Origin of the sequence: Rhodopirellula sp. MGV (genome assembly GCF_002251265.1) — a bacterium.
Lineage (GTDB): Bacteria > Planctomycetota > Planctomycetia > Pirellulales > Pirellulaceae > Stieleria > Stieleria baltica_A.
Window position 1 is genome coordinate 48,333 of sequence record NZ_NPDI01000040.1, and the last position, 17,455, is coordinate 65,787.

A 17,455-nucleotide genomic window follows, 5' to 3' on the forward strand; every position below is an offset into this window, starting at 1 on the left:
CGAGGCTCGATCGCGAGCCAGCAAACCGAAAAGAGCCCTCGGATCGCATGACCCGGGGGCTCTTCTTTTTTGATTCGAGCTCGATTCCCAGGTAGGTTCCCGGAATCGGAAGGAAGGTCTAAGACGCTTTCACGAGCGTCATATGAGTCACGATCAGGTTGCCGTTCGCCTGGGTTGCGGCTGCCGCGATGCAATATCCCATGTTGGTGTAAATGCCCATGATCTGCGGTGCGGTGCCGCCTTGTGCGATCGCCTGTAGGGCAGACATGGGGACGTGGTCGCTAGGCTTGAATTCGGCGACGACCTCGACTTCATTTTTCAAGGTCGCCCAAGCGGCGTTGCAAGATGGGGTGGCGACGTGAGCAATCTTCAGGGCACCGTTCTGCTTGTAAGCAGCCATGTAGCAGCCAGTGAAGTTCGAACTGATAACGTCTTTACCCTGCGGGATAACAAAGTTGATCGCGTTGGGACGATACGGCAGGTAGATGACTTCGGTACCGTTGATGGTAAACGTTTGGTCGGATGCCTGTTGCTGACCGCCACTGCCATCGATATCAGCTGTCAACAACGCGGTCCGAATGTCACCAGAGATGGCATGACCTTTCAACGTATTTTCAATCATCTTCTTTACTTCGAACTAGGATCGCGCCATGCGCTGAAGTGTGGGTGGTACCTGATGTCCAACCCTAGACCCCAGTTAGCGTTCACCCCGGAAAAACCGATCCAGGACCGCTGACTGCCTTTCCGACGGGACCGATTATCCGACTCGTGCTGCTTGCTCAACTCGCCCCGCCAAAACAAAACCCGTCAAAACAAAAAAAGCCATGGACTGCACATCGCTGGTGCAACCCATGGCTTTTGCGGTGCGACGCAAGAAGGCGTCGGATTTACTTGGCAGCCGCGAATCGAGCTGCGACGGCGTCCCAATCGACGACGTTCCAGAACGCCGAAATGTAATCAGGACGACGGTTCTGATAGTTCAGGTAATAGGCGTGTTCCCAAACATCCAACCCGAGAACAGGGGTTCCGCTGATGCCAGCGACAGCGGCACCCATCAAAGGGCTATCTTGGTTGGCAGTGCTGCCGATTTTCAAGCTTCCGCCTTCGACGTACAACCAAGCCCAACCGCTACCAAAGCGAGTCGCGGCGGCTGCTTCGAACGCTTCTTTCATCGCGTCAAAGCTGCCGAATGCACTGTCGATCGCCGCAGCCAAGTCACCCGATGGCGAGCCGCCTTTTCCAGGTCCCATCACGCTCCAAAAGAGCGAGTGGTTGGCATGACCGCCACCGTTGTTGCGGACGGCGCCTTGTTTATCAGCTGGAACAGCCGAAAGGTCCGAGATCAGATCTTCAACCGATTTCGATCCCAGGTCGGTACCTTCGACGGCGCCGTTCAACTTGGCGACGTAGCCTGCGTGGTGCTTGCCATGGTGGATTTCCATGGTTTTCGCATCAATGTGTGGTTCCAAGGCGTCTTTGGCGTAAGGCAATTCTGGCAATGTGTAAGCCATCGAAGCATTCTCCAATGTTGATTCGGGGAAGTTAGCTGATTTGTTCTGTTTGGCCCGACCGGAATCGGGGACCGTGCTTCGTGAAACGATAGCGGCAGCGGCAAGTCCGCGCAAGGTGGCTGATTCGAACCCAGTCTCCAGACGTGGTAGAATTCGATCAGTGCCAATGATCCGACGCCCAGTATGGCAGTGCACCAAACGAGTTTTCCGAGGTGCACAATCTGTTCCCAAATCCGGGTTCGTCTCTCCAAAGTATCCGCGATTCCCAATGAAACAGCTTTCGATTCCGAGTTTTATCGCACCCCGCGTCCTGCTCGCATTCGGTGGCGTTCAGCAATTGGCCATCACCGTCGTCGCCCTACTCGCCGGCACCGTTGTGACCGCAGACGAGCGGAGCGATTTGCACGATTCTTCGTCATCGAGTGCCGACATCCAACCGATTGGTGAATCAGAATCCATTTTCGTGCGGCATATCGAACCGTTGTTGCGGACCAAATGCTTTGGCTGCCACGGTGCGGATCAGGATGCGATCGAAGGCGAACTTGATCTCCGGATCAAACAATCGGCTTTCGCCGGAGGCGAGAGCGGTGAAACAGCAATCGTACCCGGTCACCCCGAACGAAGTCCGCTGTATCTGGTGATGACTCGCACAAGCGACGACTGGTCGGCGATGCCACCCAAAGAAGCGGAAGCGGTCAGCGCGGACAAGTTAAGCAACGTCCATCGCTGGATCGCAACCGGTGCCGTCTGGCCCACCACATCACGAGCCGACGAAATCAAACGCGTCAATGCCGAACGCTGGTCCGCCGAAGACGGCATTACCATCGCAACGTCGGGCGGACTAGACGATGCCTGGACCAATCGTCGCTACAAGCCCGAGTTACTTTGGGCATACCAACCGGTCGAAAAACCTGTAATTGGTCCGAACGCCATTCAACCGATCGACTGGCTGATCCAACAGGCGATGCCGCCAGGACTTCAGCACGCCGGTCCGGCTGATCGCAGAACGTTTATTCGCCGAGCCAGTTTTGATCTGACGGGCCTGCCGCCGACTCCCGAACGAACGGAAGCCTTTGTTGCCGACCAACGCGACGATGATGTCGTGATCGCCGAATTGGTCGAACAACTTTTAGCATCAAAGCACTATGGCGAACGGATGGCTCAGCATTGGCTGGACGTCGTGCGTTATGCAGACTCCTCCGGCCTTGCGAACGATTTCCATCGTGGCGGTGCCTGGCGCTATCGCGATTACGTCATTCGCTCATTCAACGACGACAAGCCCTACAACGAGTTCATCGTCGAACAAATCGCCGGTGACGAACTCGATCCCGATGATCCCGAAATGCTGATCGCACTGGGCTATCTACGCATGGGTCCTTGGGAGTTGACCGGCATGGAAGTCGCCAAGGTCGCGAGGCAACGCTTTCTCGATGATGTCACCAATAGCGTCGGTGAAACCTTCCTCGCTCATTCGCTGCAATGTGCCAAATGTCATGACCACAAATTCGATCCCGTTCCCACGCGCGACTACTACAGCATCCAGGCGGTTTTTCAAACCACCCAACTCGCCGAGCGACGCGCCGAACGGTTGGATTGCGAAAACACCGATGGCTTTGATCAGCAAGCGTACCTGAAACTCCGCCGCGCCGAATACGAACGCCTCTCCCAAGAGCTCGATGATGCGTTGCTTGCCAACGCGCTGGCTTGGTATCGCGAGCAAGGCCTAGACGATTCGCATTGGAAACAGATCGTTCAGCAGCTTCAACAACAAGGTAAAACGTCAGTCTTCAATGCGGCTCGCAACCAGATCAAGAAAGGCTTGGCGGAGGATCAATACCCACCGAAATTGGTCGGCTTCACCCCACAGCAATTCGGACTTGAACGCGTCACACGCAAAGGGCTGCAAGCACTCGCCTTTGAAGACGACAGCTTCAAACCGTTCGCATTGTCTGTTTATGGAGGACACACACCGTCGGTGAAATCAATCAGTTCTCCGTTTCGGATTCCCGTCGACCTAACGAACGGTGAACTGGAACGGGGACAGATCTTGACCGGTGGTGATCCGTTTTCGCCCGGACAAACGGTTCAGCCTGGTGTACTCAGCGTCCTTGGCAGTTCCCTAGAAGCTCCCATTCCCGACTCGATCAGTGGGCGTCGACTAGCGTTCGCGCAATGGATTGCCGACGAGAACAACCCGCTAACAACGCGAACCATCGCTAATCGCATCTGGATGTGGCACTTTGGCAATCCCATCGCTGGCAACCCAAATAACTTTGGATCTACCGGAAAATTGCCAACCCATCCGAAATTACTCGACTACATCGCCGCGACACTTGTCGAAAACGATTGGTCCATCAAGTCGATCCATCGCTTGATCATGACCAGTCACGCTTACCGACGATCGAGTATTCACCCGGATCCCGAGCAGCTCGAAAAGCTTGATCCGGCGGGCGACCGCTATGCCGTATTCTTGCCGCGGCGATTAACGGCGGAGGAAATTCGTGATTCGATGCTGGCCATCACCGGAGAGCTCAATCCGGCGATGGGCGGCGTACCCTGCCGCCCCGAAATCAATCTCGAAGTCGCCCTACAACCACGGCAAATCATGGGTACCTTTGCCGCCGCATGGCAGCCCAATCCGCTTCCCAAAGACCGACACCGACGTTCAATCTATGCCTGTCGCTTGCGTGGACTGGCTGATCCTGCGCACGAAGTTTTCAATTTGCCAGGCCCCGACTTTTCGAGCGAAAAGCGCGACGCGTCCAACGTCACTCCCCAAGTCTTTGCACTCTTCAACAGCGAACGTTCCCACCACCGTGCATTGGCATTTGCCAATCGGTGCATCCAAGAAACCCAAGACGATGCACAGGCAATTGCACGTTGTTTTGAACTCGCTTACGGCCGTTTGCCCAGCGAAACCGAAACGCGATTACTGCTGGAGCATTGGCAGACGGTCGAACAGTTACTCCCGGAAGACGCGATTGCATTCAAACAACAACCGACGGAGATTTTGCGTGAAGCCGTGGAGGAAAACACTGGTGAGCAATTCAGCTTTGTCGAAACACTGCATGCCAACCGTGACTTCGTCGCCGACCTGCAGCCGACACAAGTCGACCGACACACACGGGCATTTGCCGACCTTTGCTTGGCGATCTTGAATTCAAACGAATTCATCTACGTTTACTAGCCGTAGGCAACTCACCATGAATCATCTGCAATCCTCCAGACGCGATGTCCTCTATGGCCTCGGCGCCAGTTTGGGCAGCGTCGCGTTCACCGCAATGATGGCTGACGAATTGGCCGCCAGTGAAACACCGAACGATCTACAGCCTCGCCCGCAACAGATCCCGGCGCGTGCGAAACGCTGCATCTTTTTGATGATGGAAGGCGGACCTTCGCATATCGACACGTTTGATCCGAAGCCAAAACTCGAACAGCTTCACCTGAAAGAATTCAACCGTAGTGGAAAACAAAAGTCCGCGATGGAAAGCGGGAAACGGTACTTCGTCCAAAGCCCGTTCCGCTTTATCAAGGCAGGCGACTGCGGCGCCGACATGGCCGAAAACTGGGAACGTCTTGCCAGTGTCGCCGATGAACTTTGCTTTTATCGCGGTTGCCAAGTCGACAGTGTGAATCATCCCACCGCCATGTATCAAATGAACTGCGGGAACCGATTCGGTGGCGACCCCGCGATGGGAGCTTGGGTGACGTACGGCCTCGGGTCAGTCAACCAGGACTTGCCCGGATTTGTGGTGTTGCCAGCGGTATCTTATCCGCAAGGCGGTTCAGCCAACTGGAGCAACGGGTACTTGCCGGCACAATTCCAAGGTACCGCCCTGCGTCCGACCGGATCGCCGATTTTGGATTTGAATCCGCCAGCAGGTGTCAGTCGATCACGCCAGCGATTAAACCTTGACCTGGTCGCGGAATTGAATCAGCGGCATGCGGCAAAACACCCAACACACGGCGACTTGTCTGCACGCATGGCGAATTACGAACTTGCGTTCCGCATGCAAATGCAAGTCCCCAGTGTCCTCGACATTGCCGACGAAGACCAAAAAACGTTGTCGCTCTACGGTGTCAATCAAAAGCCAACCGATCAATTCGGACGCAAATGTCTGCTTGCTAGAAAGCTGATCGAAAACGGCGTTCGCTTTGTGCAGTTGTATCACGGCAGTTGGGACAGCCATGATTACATCCAGCGAGCGCACGGAAGTTTGGTCAGCGCGGTCGACCAACCGATCGCAGCCCTGATCAGCGACTTGAAAGCACGCGGGCTGCTCGAGTCAACACTCGTTGTCTGGTGTGGCGAATTCGGCCGATCACCCGACAATGGAGTTCGCGGTGGCACAGCTTATGGACGCGATCACAATCCGAATGCGATGTCAATCTGGATGGCCGGAGGAGGCGTTAAAGCGGGTCACACGATCGGCGCGACCGACGAAACCGGCGCCGAAGCGGTTGAGAACGTGCATCATGTGCGAGACTTGCACGTCACGCTTTTAAGATTGCTGGGCCTGGACGATAACAAGCTGACGTTCTACCACGCCGGTCGCTTCAAACAGCTCAGTCAGTTCGGCGGCAAAGTCATCGAAGAACTCATCGCATGAAAGTAGCCGCTTGGTCTTTGCCGCACCTCATGCTCCTTACGATGCGTCAGGCTCTTTCCGGCGATCGTGAATAGACTGTTTCGAACTTCCATCAGTCGAACTTCATGCTGCGTCCTTGCTTCTTTTGACTCTTTTGAATTTTGGCTTCCTTGCGACGGCGTTTGCTTCCTAGCGTCGGCCGTGTCGCCTTGCGTTTTTTAGGCGGACGCCGTGTATCGGTCAGCATCTTCACCAATCGGGTGCGGACCTCTTCCAAATTTTGCGTTTGATCTCGGTGTTGATCACTTTGCAAAACCAACTGACCTTCGCGGTTGATTCGATTGCCAAAGCTTCTTCGAAAGCGATCTTTCCAATCGTCGGCAATCAATTCGGATTGCTCGAACGACCAGTGCAGAATCACTTTCGAATTCACCTTATTGACGTTCTGCCCTCCCGGACCGCTACTTCGTGCGGTCGTAATCGTGAATTCGGAAGCGGGCAACGTCAGATGCGTGCTGACGACTAAATCGTTCATACCAATCGAAGCAAACGTGAAACGGGCGGACGACAAAGGACACAACGCTCGCGCCCATGGTTCACCAATCCTAGTGTTCGCTCATGATAGTCGACGATCAACCCGAGACGAAATCACCAGCCCGGATGGTGGTGGTGATGTCCGGTGGACGATCCATATCGATCCCCCGTCAGTTCGTTCTGCATCAATCCCAATAACGGGTATGCTTCGCGAACAATGATCCGCCGCATGTGCAGGATCAATTGCGAATCGTGTCGGCGCGTCCCATCGTGACTTTGGTGACGCAGTTCACGATCGAGTCGTCCAAGCAACGATTTCGCCGAGGTCACGTCAGTTTGGATGTGGCGTAACATCCCCGAATCGACATGATGGTCACCTGCCGCGTGATGTAAAATCGAATGCATGTGCTTTTGCAACTGTTCCAACTGGTCGACGTACCGTTCGATCGAATCGGAGTGGTGATAGTCCTGCGAGAGGTCGTGTGCGTCGTCATGTAAGTGTTCGGCGATTTTTGCCAACCGGTCAGCATACTCGTCCAGCTTCACCACATTCGGCCGATGAACGAAACGGCTTTCCACTCGGTGAAAATTCGAATCGTGTTGGCGATTACGATGCGACGCATGCGAACCGAATCGCTGCGAGCCGAAGTAAAACTGCGCATCCGCTTCCGGAAGAGGCAGGGCAGTGAATCCAAACAACAAGGCGATCGCAGGCAGGAAACGGGTCATTGGTAAGTCCTCGTGCTGAAACGGTTGAGTAGCTTTCTTGCTATCTGCCAACATTTGCAGACCACGTGCCAAATCACAAAATAGCGTGTTTCCTGGGTGTTTCACGTGATATTGGATAAACTAGGGACTCAAAGCGCAGTCCTTTCGACACCCTGAGCGCCATCACCTCGACGACTCCAACAAGTTTTTTGATGTCTCGAACCAATCGACGTCGCACACGAATCTTTGTCCTGCTCGGAATCGCGGTATTCGCGATTGCCGGAGCACTCGGATATATCGAATTTGTATTCTCCAGACCCATCGGAGAGGGCCCGGCTGGCCCCGAAGTTGACCGAGCGGCATTTCAATCGACATGGAGCGACCAACCAATCCATGTCATCGGATTAGGCGATAGCGTGACTGCCGGGCTGGGCGCAAAAAACAAAAGCCACTCTTACTTCAATCGCGTTCTAGAAAACCCTTCTGACGAGCAGGTTGCGATGGAAGGCATCTGTTTGAAATCAGTGTTGCCGAACCTAACTCATCACAACTACGCGATCTCGGGATCAGAATCCGAGACCCACCTGGAAGTCATTCGAGACACGATCCCGGTCAACGACAACGCTTTTGGCATCGTGCTCATGACTTCCGGCGGGAACGACCTGATCCACAGTTATGGCCGCAGTGCCCCTCGCGAATGCGGAATGTATGGCGCGACACTAGAACAGGCCGAACCATGGATCGCGAACTTCGAAGTGCGTCTGCGGATCATGCTGATTGAACTGCAGCGCAAGTTTCCGCTGGGCTGTGAAATCTATCTGGGCGACATCTACGACCCAACGGATGGTGTGGGCGATGCCCCGAGCATCTTTCTGCCTGATTGGCCCGACGGACTGACAATTCACGCCCGTTACAACCGAACGATTCGATCGGTTGCGGATGAATTCGAAAACGTGTTCGTGGTCCCGCTCTACGATACGTTTCTCGGTCACGGATCACATTGTCGCCAATTTTGGCGTGCGAATTACGATCGAGATGATCCGCACTATTGGTTCTATGACAATATCGAAGACCCAAACGATCGCGGCTATGACGCGATCCGACGGGTGTTCCTCAACACGATTGTCAGCCAGTCAGACCTGCGTCCAATCCCACTTTAATCGCGTTCAACAAACCGTCCGAGGTAAACATCATTGCCAAACGATCAGGATTCGTCTCCCTACAGACCGCCAATTGAACTCGCTGAGACATCGGGTGCGTTCTGCCCACGGTGTCACGGCGAAATGGATGAAGGATCAATCACCTCGACAGCAACAATTCGCTGGCGTTCAAAGTCGGCTGGTCTGCTCCGGAAGTTTTTATTGGGCGGCAGAAAACTTGGACGTAGCAAATCCGGCTTCCCGTACCGCATTCCCGCGTTCCGTTGTCACCACTGCGAATTGGTGATTTTGAAATGACAACAGCGATTATGGACGCTCGCGAAAATTCCATTCAGGAGTGCCCTGTGGATCAGGAAAATGGGGTGCCTTGCCTGTTTCGAAATCGCTTGGCTGAATCGCAAGGTTCTTCCAGTGATCTTGGTCGCGGATGAATCCATAGAACGTTGGGTAATACGGATCGACAAAGGAAACATCCGTCTTTGCCGGGATTTTTCGATCGGTCAAAAAGTAGACCGCGTTGACGATCAAACGTCGCAAGTCTTCATCAACGAAGTCGACGCTTGCCCCACCGGTCGTACAAAAGGCCCGACCGGTCGCTCCACCGGGAGATGTGTACTGGTGCAACCAAGCAAACGCCTGCATCGGCGAATTTTTGCTGCCTTCGATATTGGGCGACTCAGGATCGAGTGACTTCGTTACGGCAGCACGCAGCAAGACTTGATCGTCGTCGCTCAAGTGAACAACCCCGTAGACATCTGATGGCGTAAAGATGGAGTCTACTGAACGCAAAATCGGATGTTCGGCTTGGTCGTCAGCAACGACGCTACGTGCACCTTCGACTTTGTGCTGTCCGTGGTGGTTCACCCATTGCTCGCCCAAAATATTCAGCCCGAACTGTCCGTAGGAAAGCTTTCCACCGAAGTTACCGCTTCCGTTGAAAGCGTGCGTTGCGGTACGAAACCCGACCACTGGTTTACCGGCATCAATGAACTTGGTGACGTGAGCGGCATCGTCAGCAGATGGCTGTCGGAATCGAGTACCGATGATCATCAGATCGGCATCATCGAGTTGCTCCCAACCGACGACACCCTGTGAATTGTTTGGGTCGACGTACGACTGATCGGCACTCATCGAAAACAGCACGACACAATCATAGCCATGATGGACGGACAAGATCTTTGCCAACATCGGCATCGACTCTTCCGTACGGTACTCTTCATCACCGGCGACCAGGACAACTTTGCCGTGGCTGTCACCTTTGGCCGGGAATTCCAGCACACCGCTTTCGGCATGACAGATTGCAACAGAGGTCGTGGTCAGTCCCAAGCAAAGCAGTGTGAGCAACGACTGCTTGAGGAGAGAGGGCAAGTTGAAAAGCGAACGTTTCATACCGGCAGCACAAGGTTGGATAGGAGGCGGGATCATCAACGATGGGGCTGCCAGTTTATCTTAAATCGTCTGCAACAATCGGGCCCAGCGAAATAAATCCTTGAATCGCAGTTCACCACCGATCGTGACAGGGTAGCCCGAGTCCGCCAACGGAGTCAGCCACGTTGGGCCCTCGTCGACGCTTTTGATTGGCAGCAAGATTTGCAAAGAACGGTCAGGTTCGTTTTCACGTAGCCGGACGGCCGGCGGACGTGCTTGATCGGACACCGCGATACCGTCGAAGTTTTTTCGGTCCGAAAGTGCCATCGCGATGACCATCGAATCGGCTGCTGTGGGCTTCACACCTTTGACAGCCGCCAGGGATGCGATCGCGGTCGCCCCCACCTGGACACGCTGCGCCATCATCGTGGTCATGCGTGACACCACGTCGATTTCTTTTGGCTGCCAGCGTTGATCGTCTTCGCTGCAAATTGCGCACACCACGACGCCTTGCTGGTAGGCAACGTCCAACAGATCGGCAAGAGCTTCCTTGGGGTCTCGTTGCTCCGGAGGAAGCAGAACAACAAGCAACGCCAGTCCGTCACGCATCGCGTCTGGATCTGGCGCGGTGTAAGCACCAAGGTTGGAAACGTCTGGTAAACGTAGCTCCTTGGTTCCCCAATTCTTATCGGCTGGTAATTCCTCGGTCCATTTGGGAAGAGCCTGCTGGGTCAGCTCACCTGCGATCGATCGCGGTGTCAAGCTGATCTGGGTTGCGTCGCCTTCGCGGACGACGTCCAACGTGATCTCGGCATCGGGTTCGGCGGTGACCAGCTTTCGCCGCAGTGTTGCCAGCGTATCAATCGACGCCCCATTCATTCCTTGAATCACGTCGCCTTCACGTAGTTTGCCATCGCTGGGCGATTCGGGCAGTACATCGGCTACGACCACCTCGACCGCCGAGTCATCATCATCACCGGTTTCGCCGCTTCGTTCGACGGCCCAAACGCCAATGGATTGCGGACGCAGCGGCGGGATCGAATCGGTTAATGTGACTCGGACCGAAGATTCACGTCCATCACGTTTGTAACGGATTTCAATTTCGTCACCGGCATCATATGGTCCCAAGGCTTGCTTGACCTCTTGAAACATGGTGACCGGTTGGCCGGCCACCGCCATGATCGTATCCCCCGCTTTGATACCGGCTTTTTCGGCGGGCGAGCGGACGCGTACGGCAGCCAATTCGGTGTCTTGCTCCAACGGGTCTTTCGAGCGTGGGACGATACCGATCAAGCCCTGCTGGATATCAGTGCCTTCACGCAGTCGAATCAATTTTTGAGCCAGCACCGGTGTTGGCACGGCGAACGCAATTCCGCTGTCGTACCAACTGGTGTCATCGGGGGCGCCCCCGGGAGCGACCGCAGGCACGAGAATACCGATCGTATTTCCATACAGATCGATCAATGGACCGCCATAGTATGTCGGCGAAACACGTGCATCGGTTTGCAACATCGTGCCTTCGAGTCGCCCACTTGCGCTCAAGATCCCACTACTGACCATTGGCGACTGATCGGTCCCATAGCGTCCGACGGCGATGACGCTAGCTCCGACCGGTGTGGTGACTTCGCCGGGCAATTCGACCGCGGTCAACGGAGCGTTGGTTTTCACCTGCAACAACACCAACCCTCGGTGTTGATCTCGAGCGACGACCTTCGCCGCGAGTCGCGTTTCGTCGGGCAAGACGACCAGGACGCTCGCCGAGGGACGACGCAAGATAATATCCGATGCGATGATCAATCCCGATGCATCGACGATGACGCCACACGAGGGCGCATCGCTGGCCACTTCGCTGGAATCGGAACCCGCCGCCGCGGCTGCCACGCCGACCACTTCGATCGACACGACCGCGGGTAAAACACGATTGGCGGCATTGCGAATCGCAGTCGCCATCTGTTGACGCTGCGTCGTCGTTTGTGCCGGCAGCGACGACGCGAACAGGATCATCAAGCCGAACGCGCACCAACACTGCAAACGAGAAAGACAAATAGATTTCACAGCAAGTGTTCTCTTAGGGAACAAGTCGGACGGGCAGCACTTCACTGTCACGCTGAATGGTCAACGAGACTGCGTCGCGTCGGTCGATCCGCCGTAGCAATTCGGTAAACGTTTTTTGGTCACCCACTCGGGCGCCATTGAGCAACAGGATCAAATCGTCCGGTCGCAGATCTGCTTTTGCCGCAGCACTCTCTTTCTTGACGGTATCAACAAAGACGGGCGTGCTTTCCAAGATGTCGGGGACTAAAACCAATCCCAACGTCGTCAGGTTATGAGAACGATCACGCGGCAACACCGGCGTGTCATCCGGCGGGGCCGTCGTCGCACGTCCAGCGATGATGTCGCCAATCGCTTTTCGCAGTGCATCAATCGGGATCGCATAGTTCAGCCAAACCCCGGTGTTGGCATCGCGAAGCTCTTTGCCCAGCATCCCGACCAATTGGCCGCCGGAATCCACCACCGCACCGCCGGCAGCACCAGGATTGTTGGCGATCAAATCCAACACCATCACTTTGCCACGATAAGGAGTTTTAAACACGCCGCGTCGCGCATCCAGGTTCGTGATGCCACTGATCACGCCTTGCATCAGACTGGCCGATTCATTTCCGGCGGCAATGTTAAACAGGTTGCTGGCTGCTAAAACAGGATCGCCCCATGTTGCTTTCAGCTCTTTGCCGACTTCAAAGTAAGGCAATTCAGAGGCTTCGATCTTCAAAATCGCCAACTCAAGCGAAGGCTCGATCCCAATGATTTTAGATTCGAACCGACGTCCATCGTCCAAGACCACGATCGGCTCGACGTCCAGCACATAGCTCCAAACGGTTGCGATGTGACCTTCCGGCGAAACCACAAATCCGCTTTGGTACGCTTCGAGTCCGCGAACGCCTCCGGCACCGTAAACCTTGGCAATCCGCTGCTGAACGCTACGTGAGATCGCAACGTCATTGTCTTGTGCGACTGCTGACCCGGTGGCGATTAAAGTCGCCATGGCAAGTATTACTGCGAATCGAATCATGGCGTTGCTGCCTCCTTTTGATCCCACTGCTCGATGAGGAGCGACAGCTTCAGTTCCAATCCGTATTTCAGTTCGACGTGATAAACGTTTTCGTCTTGCTGATGGATCCATAGCTCTGCCGGATCGGAGTCCCGATCGGCAAATACTTCGATGCATTCGAGCACTCCGGTTTCCGGATGCAATAGCCAACGGATTTCCATTCCTCCGTAAAGCCCGATCAAGCAATCTCGCAGTGGACGTTGTCCAGCCAGCGGCATGGTTCCGTGATAGTAGGTTTCGCCAAACTGTTCGGGTCCGAGTTCCACGATTTTTCGCCACGCATCAAACGCGGCCAAGATCCCGCCAACCGCGTCTTGATCAACCGCTTCAAACAGCTCCGACGGGTTCGCCGCGGTCATCCGAGTCCCGGCGATGGTGAGTGCCAAATCTTCGTCGGCGACATCAACGACCACCGGGTCGCCGGTACCGCTCGAACCCTTGATTTGCCAACGTTGTTTCTTTTGGGACAAATCGGAATCGCTAAACGGTGCTTGGTCGCGAAGCAGCTTCATCACACGATCTTGTTGGACCTGATTGAAGTGATAGTTCGCATAGCCTTTCCGGTCGACGATCAATTCTGCGGCCGCATCGGGAATATCCCCGTGACCGTGCGCCGTGGGCTTCGGTGATTTAGGAGCGTCGTCTGGTTTATCCTTTTCGCCCGGCTTTGTCTCACCTTCCGCGTTCTCGTCGCCATCTTTTGAGTCTTCCGGTTCATCAGGAACCGGAGGTGGAGGCGGCAGTGCGGACTCCATTTTTGACAACAACTCGTCGCGGCGGTGCACCCCCATCAATCGAATTGGTACCCGAACGGTTTTGCCGGATTCACGAAACGCCACTTCCACTCGCCAACCGCTTGGCAAGGTACCCAGAATATTTTGAACGTCGTTTGCCGAGGTTACGACGCGACCATCGATTTCAAGGATCTCGGAATCGAACCGCAGACCGCGGCGATAGGCGTCACTCGATTCCAACACGTTGCTGACCACGACGCTGCCATCACTATCGGTCGACACGGTCGCTCCCAACGTCGCATGGTCAATGATACGGCCGCTGCGTAGATACCCGAGAAAATTCTTGGCTTGATTGATCGAGATCGCATAGCCGACACCGACATTGACTCGACCGCGTTTTTCAAACGAACAACGACCAACGATGCCAAGCAGTTCTCCTTTGCTGTTGTAGATCGGCCCTCCGGAATTCCCCGGATTGATCGACGCATCGGTTTGTAAACAGTCGGCATATTCCAGCAAGGTGCCTGATGGATACTGATAACGCCCCACGCCACTGAGCATTCCCCATGTGACCGTCGGTTGCAAATTGGTTGCCAACAAGAACGGATTACCAATCACCATGCACCAATCGCCAGCGCGAGCTTCCAAGCTGTCTGCCATCGTCGCAACGGGAAAATCATCCCGTCCGAGCAGCTTGATCATCGCCAAGTCACCGACCGGATCGAGACCAACCAAGACAGCATCATAGACACGCCCATCACTCAACCCGCACCGCATAAAGGTTCCCGCAGGACTGGTCACGTGAAAATTGGTCAGCGCGTAACCGTCTGGCGAAATCAATACGCCACTGCCTCCTCCGCCGCCACCGGGAACAAACACACACACCGTGCTTGGCATCGCACGCTGCACAGCAGCAACGCGTGCTTGTTCCAGTTCGACGAGATCACTCGGCAATGTCAGCGGTTCCGCAGCGTCTGCCAGCGTCATCCCGCACAACATGAATAGCGATGCCAAAAAGCATTCAAAACGGAGCATCGTTCTCACTTCAGCAATCGTGGTTTGTAGAATCGAACGAGATCACCGACGTCCCCATCAGGGGTTGGCAGAACCGTAAATTTGACACGTCGCGCACCAGTCACGGGAAGCCGAAACCCGACGATCGAATCATCGGCCAGGTCCTGCTCCCAAACAACTTCCTCGTCGACAGCGATCTGAATTTTGATTTTGCTTTGACCTTCGGAAGACGGGTCCCGACCGACACTGCCGACCAAGTTTTCGAATCCTTCGTCGACGCGGTATTCGACACTTCCGCCAGCGACTGCTGACAAGTCATCGCCTTCTGAAGCAGGTGCAAACCACGCATCAAAGAGCGACTCGGAAACGTTGGTCTTTAAGTAAGGACTCATCGTCTGCGACGCAGGTTTTTGACGGGTCAACAACTGAGTGCCGCTGGCGAATTGAATGCGTTTGATTTGCGAGATCTTCAATTCATGCTGGACGCCGCTGCCCAACGTTAAACGCACGGATTCGCCTGCGGGTTCCACCTCCATGCGGCTTACCACCAACTGAGTCCCGTTGATGTCTTCCAGGCGAACTTTCGAAGTTCTCGTTTCTGTTCGGTTCCGAAGGATGACGCCTTCTAAACGATCGAGCGGCGCTTCGATCTTTTCGCCATCCAACTCAAAGAGAACCATCTTGTCATCGATCGATAAAACGACGCCTTCGACTGGATCCAATTGTGCATTGCCACGATGAATCACCAACAAGTCCGATCGCAGCTCTCGTTCAAACAATCCCAACCACTGGGGATCGGTGTTCGCGGCACTAGGACGAAAACGGATGCCACGCACTGCATTCAGAACGAAACTCATCGTTGCCTGACGGTTCGGACTGACCTTCACAGTCGAGCCATCCGCCGTCACTTCATTGGCCCGAATGCTTGATCCGTCAACCAATGTCACCTCCATTGCTGGAGGAACCCCCGTCGATTCAGGATCGAGCGGGCGAAGCTGTGTGACCTGTGAAAGTTCGATCACTTTTGGCGGTTGACCGATCGTAATCGTCTCGCCACTGGCTGCATCCCACGGTCCTCGAACTTTATCACCACTGCTCAATTCGATTTCGACATCGACGGCGAAGGTGTTCGAGGATCCGATCGAGCACAACGCGAGAGACGCAAGCAAAAGCCACGGCCGGAAGCGGAATCGGCGCATTTCGAAACGGGGTCTGAGGAAGTGATTGCAAACGGTTTCCCGCAGTTTACCACAGCCGGCAATGGAATCCCTAGTGATTTGTGCACCCACGACATGAGAACCGCTTCTCAAACAGTGCCTCATTGCAAGACATGACACGAATCGAAGTGCCAAAAAAACGACGTTTAGAGAGCGACGTCAGAGAAACCCCGCCGAAAGAAGTGCGGGGGAGGGCGGTCGGGCGACACGCCGAATCTAGAAAAACTGATTTCCCTGTCGAACGGGCGATCGGGTCACGTCATCCGACAGGCGAAATCAAGTTCGAAATGAATTTCGAATGCCTTACTCAGCAGCTTCTTCAGCGGCTTCTTCGGCTTCGGGCATTTCAGCAGCAGGAGTTTCAGCCGCTGCGGTGGTGTTTGCGGTCGTGTTGTCGCTCGCTTCTTCCGTAGCTTCTGGAGCTGGTGGTTTTGGAGGCTGGCAACCGATTGAAACGAGAGCCAAAGCGACGGTCGAGATTCCGAGCAGATTGCAAAGAACTTTCTTCATTTGCCTAGGAACTTTAGTAGGTGGGAAAAACTGGAAACCTGATTTGCACCATCGATTGTTGGCACGATCGGGCGATTGCACCATACCCGGCAGTCAGAATTCTTTGTTCAAACGACTTAACGGGGATCTGAACACCCTCATTGCGAAAAAACCGGCATGACCGGTCCTGCACTTGACTGAATTGTTTTCCGAAACGCGAAATCAATTAGCGCAAGCGCCGCCCAGTGCCGATAGGCACGTTGGCCATCCCTCCATCAAACCTATCCGCATCTGCAATCCGCACCCGCAATGAACATGACCTCAATTGATCGCATTCGCCGATTTGCTGTCGCTGCTGCTGCGACCCTGTGCATGACCAGTGCCGCTAGTGCGCAAGCGCCGACGCAAGGGACACAAACTCAGTATCCCAAACCGGGCACTTACGAAGCAAACGAGGCAGCCCCGAGACTGTTCGAAACGTCGCTTTATGACGGCGATGTTTTTGCTCAAGAATTTCCGATGTTTGCCGACGAACGATCGGAAACCGAGCGGAATGACGCTCCCGCTACACTCGACCTCGGTGCCCAGCCTCAATCATCCGCCACGATTGCGGATGCGCGTGAGGTAATGCACCAGTCCCAACCGGCCGCCGCAATTCGCCAAGCCCCCGATGCGGTTGTCCAGAAACCGCAACTGGAACCAGTGCGAACGCTGGTCGATGATGTCCCCAGTGCGTCGGATCGCTCCTACGACAAACCGACCGTCGCAGAACTCCGCCAAGCTCGCGCCCAACTGATCGAAAAGCAACGGCTCGAACGCATGGAACGCAACCTGTGGTACGGCTATGAACCGCTGCGTCCCAATTGGAATGCAATCCCGATGATGCACAGCCGATATGTTCAACCTTCGGTATACGTTGTGCCGATCTATTACAACCGCTAGGCGATGTCGATTCCGCGATCGCATCGCCCGGCATCAGGAAAGGGAAAACACGCAAAGCAGCGTCTGTGATTCAGACGCTG

General features: G+C 54.9%; 15 protein-coding genes. 5 read left to right on the forward strand and 10 right to left on the reverse strand.

The window, feature by feature from the left end:
• Positions 1-118: 118 nt before the first annotated feature.
• Positions 119-622 (reverse strand): hypothetical protein, encoded by a 504-nt coding sequence (locus tag CGZ80_RS14270; protein ID WP_094415523.1) that lies wholly within the window; start codon positions 620-622, stop codon positions 119-121.
• Between the two features lie 265 nt (positions 623-887).
• Complete coding sequence (locus tag CGZ80_RS14275) at positions 888-1,511, reverse strand: superoxide dismutase (protein ID WP_094415638.1); 624 nt, start codon at positions 1,509-1,511, stop codon at positions 888-890.
• 268 nt (positions 1,512-1,779) lie between these two features.
• On the opposite strand from CGZ80_RS14275, the gene CGZ80_RS14280 reads away from it, so the two are divergent.
• Together CGZ80_RS14280 and CGZ80_RS14285 are read left to right on the forward strand one after the other, a co-directional pair.
• On the forward strand, positions 1,780-4,698 hold the full coding sequence (locus CGZ80_RS14280; protein WP_094415525.1) for a PSD1 and planctomycete cytochrome C domain-containing protein: 2,919 nt from the start codon (positions 1,780-1,782) through the stop codon (positions 4,696-4,698).
• A gap of 16 nt (positions 4,699-4,714) precedes the next feature.
• A complete protein-coding gene (locus tag CGZ80_RS14285; protein ID WP_094415527.1) occupies positions 4,715-6,121 on the forward strand; it encodes a DUF1501 domain-containing protein in 1,407 nt (468 codons plus the stop codon).
• 91 nt (positions 6,122-6,212) lie between these two features.
• Here the strand turns inward: CGZ80_RS14285 and arfB are convergent, their stop codons facing one another.
• The gene (gene arfB / locus CGZ80_RS14290; protein WP_094415529.1) at positions 6,213-6,635 is read right to left on the reverse strand and encodes an alternative ribosome rescue aminoacyl-tRNA hydrolase ArfB; all 423 of its coding nucleotides are present in this window, start codon (positions 6,633-6,635) and stop codon (positions 6,213-6,215) included.
• A 113-nt stretch (positions 6,636-6,748) separates the two neighbouring features.
• A complete protein-coding gene (locus tag CGZ80_RS14295) occupies positions 6,749-7,363 on the reverse strand; it encodes a hypothetical protein (RefSeq protein WP_143543925.1) in 615 nt (204 codons plus the stop codon).
• 191 nt (positions 7,364-7,554) lie between these two features.
• Between CGZ80_RS14295 and CGZ80_RS14300 the strand changes: the two genes are divergently transcribed.
• A complete protein-coding gene (locus CGZ80_RS14300; protein ID WP_094415533.1) occupies positions 7,555-8,502 on the forward strand; it encodes an SGNH/GDSL hydrolase family protein in 948 nt (315 codons plus the stop codon).
• 33 nt (positions 8,503-8,535) lie between these two features.
• On the forward strand, positions 8,536-8,799 hold the full coding sequence (locus CGZ80_RS29235; protein WP_409994549.1) for a PF20097 family protein: 264 nt from the start codon (positions 8,536-8,538) through the stop codon (positions 8,797-8,799).
• Between the two features lie 9 nt (positions 8,800-8,808).
• Here CGZ80_RS29235 and CGZ80_RS14305 read toward each other — a convergent pair whose 3' ends face one another.
• The 6 genes from CGZ80_RS14305 to CGZ80_RS14330 form a co-directional block, all read right to left on the reverse strand.
• Positions 8,809-9,891, reverse strand: coding sequence for a ThuA domain-containing protein (locus CGZ80_RS14305; protein WP_094415640.1), 1,083 nt, complete (start codon positions 9,889-9,891; stop codon positions 8,809-8,811).
• Between the two features lie 60 nt (positions 9,892-9,951).
• Positions 9,952-11,925: a PDZ domain-containing protein gene (locus tag CGZ80_RS14310; protein WP_143543926.1), complete on the reverse strand. Its 1,974-nt coding sequence runs from the start codon at positions 11,923-11,925 to the stop codon at positions 9,952-9,954.
• A gap of 13 nt (positions 11,926-11,938) precedes the next feature.
• A complete protein-coding gene (locus CGZ80_RS14315) occupies positions 11,939-12,940 on the reverse strand; it encodes a S1C family serine protease (RefSeq protein ID WP_094415642.1) in 1,002 nt (333 codons plus the stop codon).
• Positions 12,937-14,748, reverse strand: a complete 1,812-nt coding sequence (locus CGZ80_RS14320) for a S1C family serine protease (RefSeq protein WP_094415537.1) — start codon at positions 14,746-14,748, stop codon at positions 12,937-12,939. Before CGZ80_RS14320 ends, CGZ80_RS14315 begins: the two co-directional genes overlap by 4 nt.
• A 5-nt stretch (positions 14,749-14,753) precedes the next feature.
• Positions 14,754-15,926 (reverse strand): NPCBM/NEW2 domain-containing protein, encoded by a 1,173-nt coding sequence (locus CGZ80_RS14325; RefSeq protein ID WP_158222693.1) that lies wholly within the window; start codon positions 15,924-15,926, stop codon positions 14,754-14,756.
• A 321-nt stretch (positions 15,927-16,247) separates the two neighbouring features.
• Positions 16,248-16,454 carry a hypothetical protein gene (locus CGZ80_RS14330; protein ID WP_094415542.1) on the reverse strand — a complete coding sequence of 69 codons (207 nt, stop codon included), beginning with the start codon at positions 16,452-16,454 and terminating at the stop codon, positions 16,248-16,250.
• A gap of 288 nt (positions 16,455-16,742) precedes the next feature.
• Between CGZ80_RS14330 and CGZ80_RS14335 the strand changes: the two genes are divergently transcribed.
• The gene (locus tag CGZ80_RS14335; protein WP_103296415.1) at positions 16,743-17,375 is read left to right on the forward strand and encodes a hypothetical protein; all 633 of its coding nucleotides are present in this window, start codon (positions 16,743-16,745) and stop codon (positions 17,373-17,375) included.
• The last annotated feature ends 80 nt before the right edge of the window (positions 17,376-17,455 follow it).

Excerpts from the sequence above, each read along its gene's own strand:
- CGZ80_RS14270 (WP_094415523.1), bottom strand. The coding sequence starts at position 622 with ATGATTGAAAATACGTTGAAAGGTCATGCCATCTCTGGTGACATTCGG.
- CGZ80_RS14275 (WP_094415638.1), bottom strand. The coding sequence starts at position 1,511 with ATGGCTTACACATTGCCAGAATTGCCTTACGCCAAAGACGCCTTGGAA.
- CGZ80_RS14280 (WP_094415525.1), top strand. The coding sequence starts at position 1,780 with ATGAAACAGCTTTCGATTCCGAGTTTTATCGCACCCCGCGTCCTGCTC.
- CGZ80_RS14285 (WP_094415527.1), top strand. The coding sequence starts at position 4,715 with ATGAATCATCTGCAATCCTCCAGACGCGATGTCCTCTATGGCCTCGGC.
- arfB (WP_094415529.1), bottom strand. The coding sequence starts at position 6,635 with ATGAACGATTTAGTCGTCAGCACGCATCTGACGTTGCCCGCTTCCGAA.
- CGZ80_RS14295 (WP_143543925.1), bottom strand. The coding sequence starts at position 7,363 with ATGACCCGTTTCCTGCCTGCGATCGCCTTGTTGTTTGGATTCACTGCC.
- CGZ80_RS14300 (WP_094415533.1), top strand. The coding sequence starts at position 7,555 with ATGTCTCGAACCAATCGACGTCGCACACGAATCTTTGTCCTGCTCGGA.
- CGZ80_RS14305 (WP_094415640.1), bottom strand. The coding sequence starts at position 9,891 with ATGAAACGTTCGCTTTTCAACTTGCCCTCTCTCCTCAAGCAGTCGTTG.
- CGZ80_RS14315 (WP_094415642.1), bottom strand. The coding sequence starts at position 12,940 with ATGATTCGATTCGCAGTAATACTTGCCATGGCGACTTTAATCGCCACC.
- CGZ80_RS14320 (WP_094415537.1), bottom strand. The coding sequence starts at position 14,748 with ATGCTCCGTTTTGAATGCTTTTTGGCATCGCTATTCATGTTGTGCGGG.
- CGZ80_RS14325 (WP_158222693.1), bottom strand. The coding sequence starts at position 15,926 with ATGCGCCGATTCCGCTTCCGGCCGTGGCTTTTGCTTGCGTCTCTCGCG.
- CGZ80_RS14330 (WP_094415542.1), bottom strand. The coding sequence starts at position 16,454 with ATGAAGAAAGTTCTTTGCAATCTGCTCGGAATCTCGACCGTCGCTTTG.
- CGZ80_RS14335 (WP_103296415.1), top strand. The coding sequence starts at position 16,743 with ATGAACATGACCTCAATTGATCGCATTCGCCGATTTGCTGTCGCTGCT.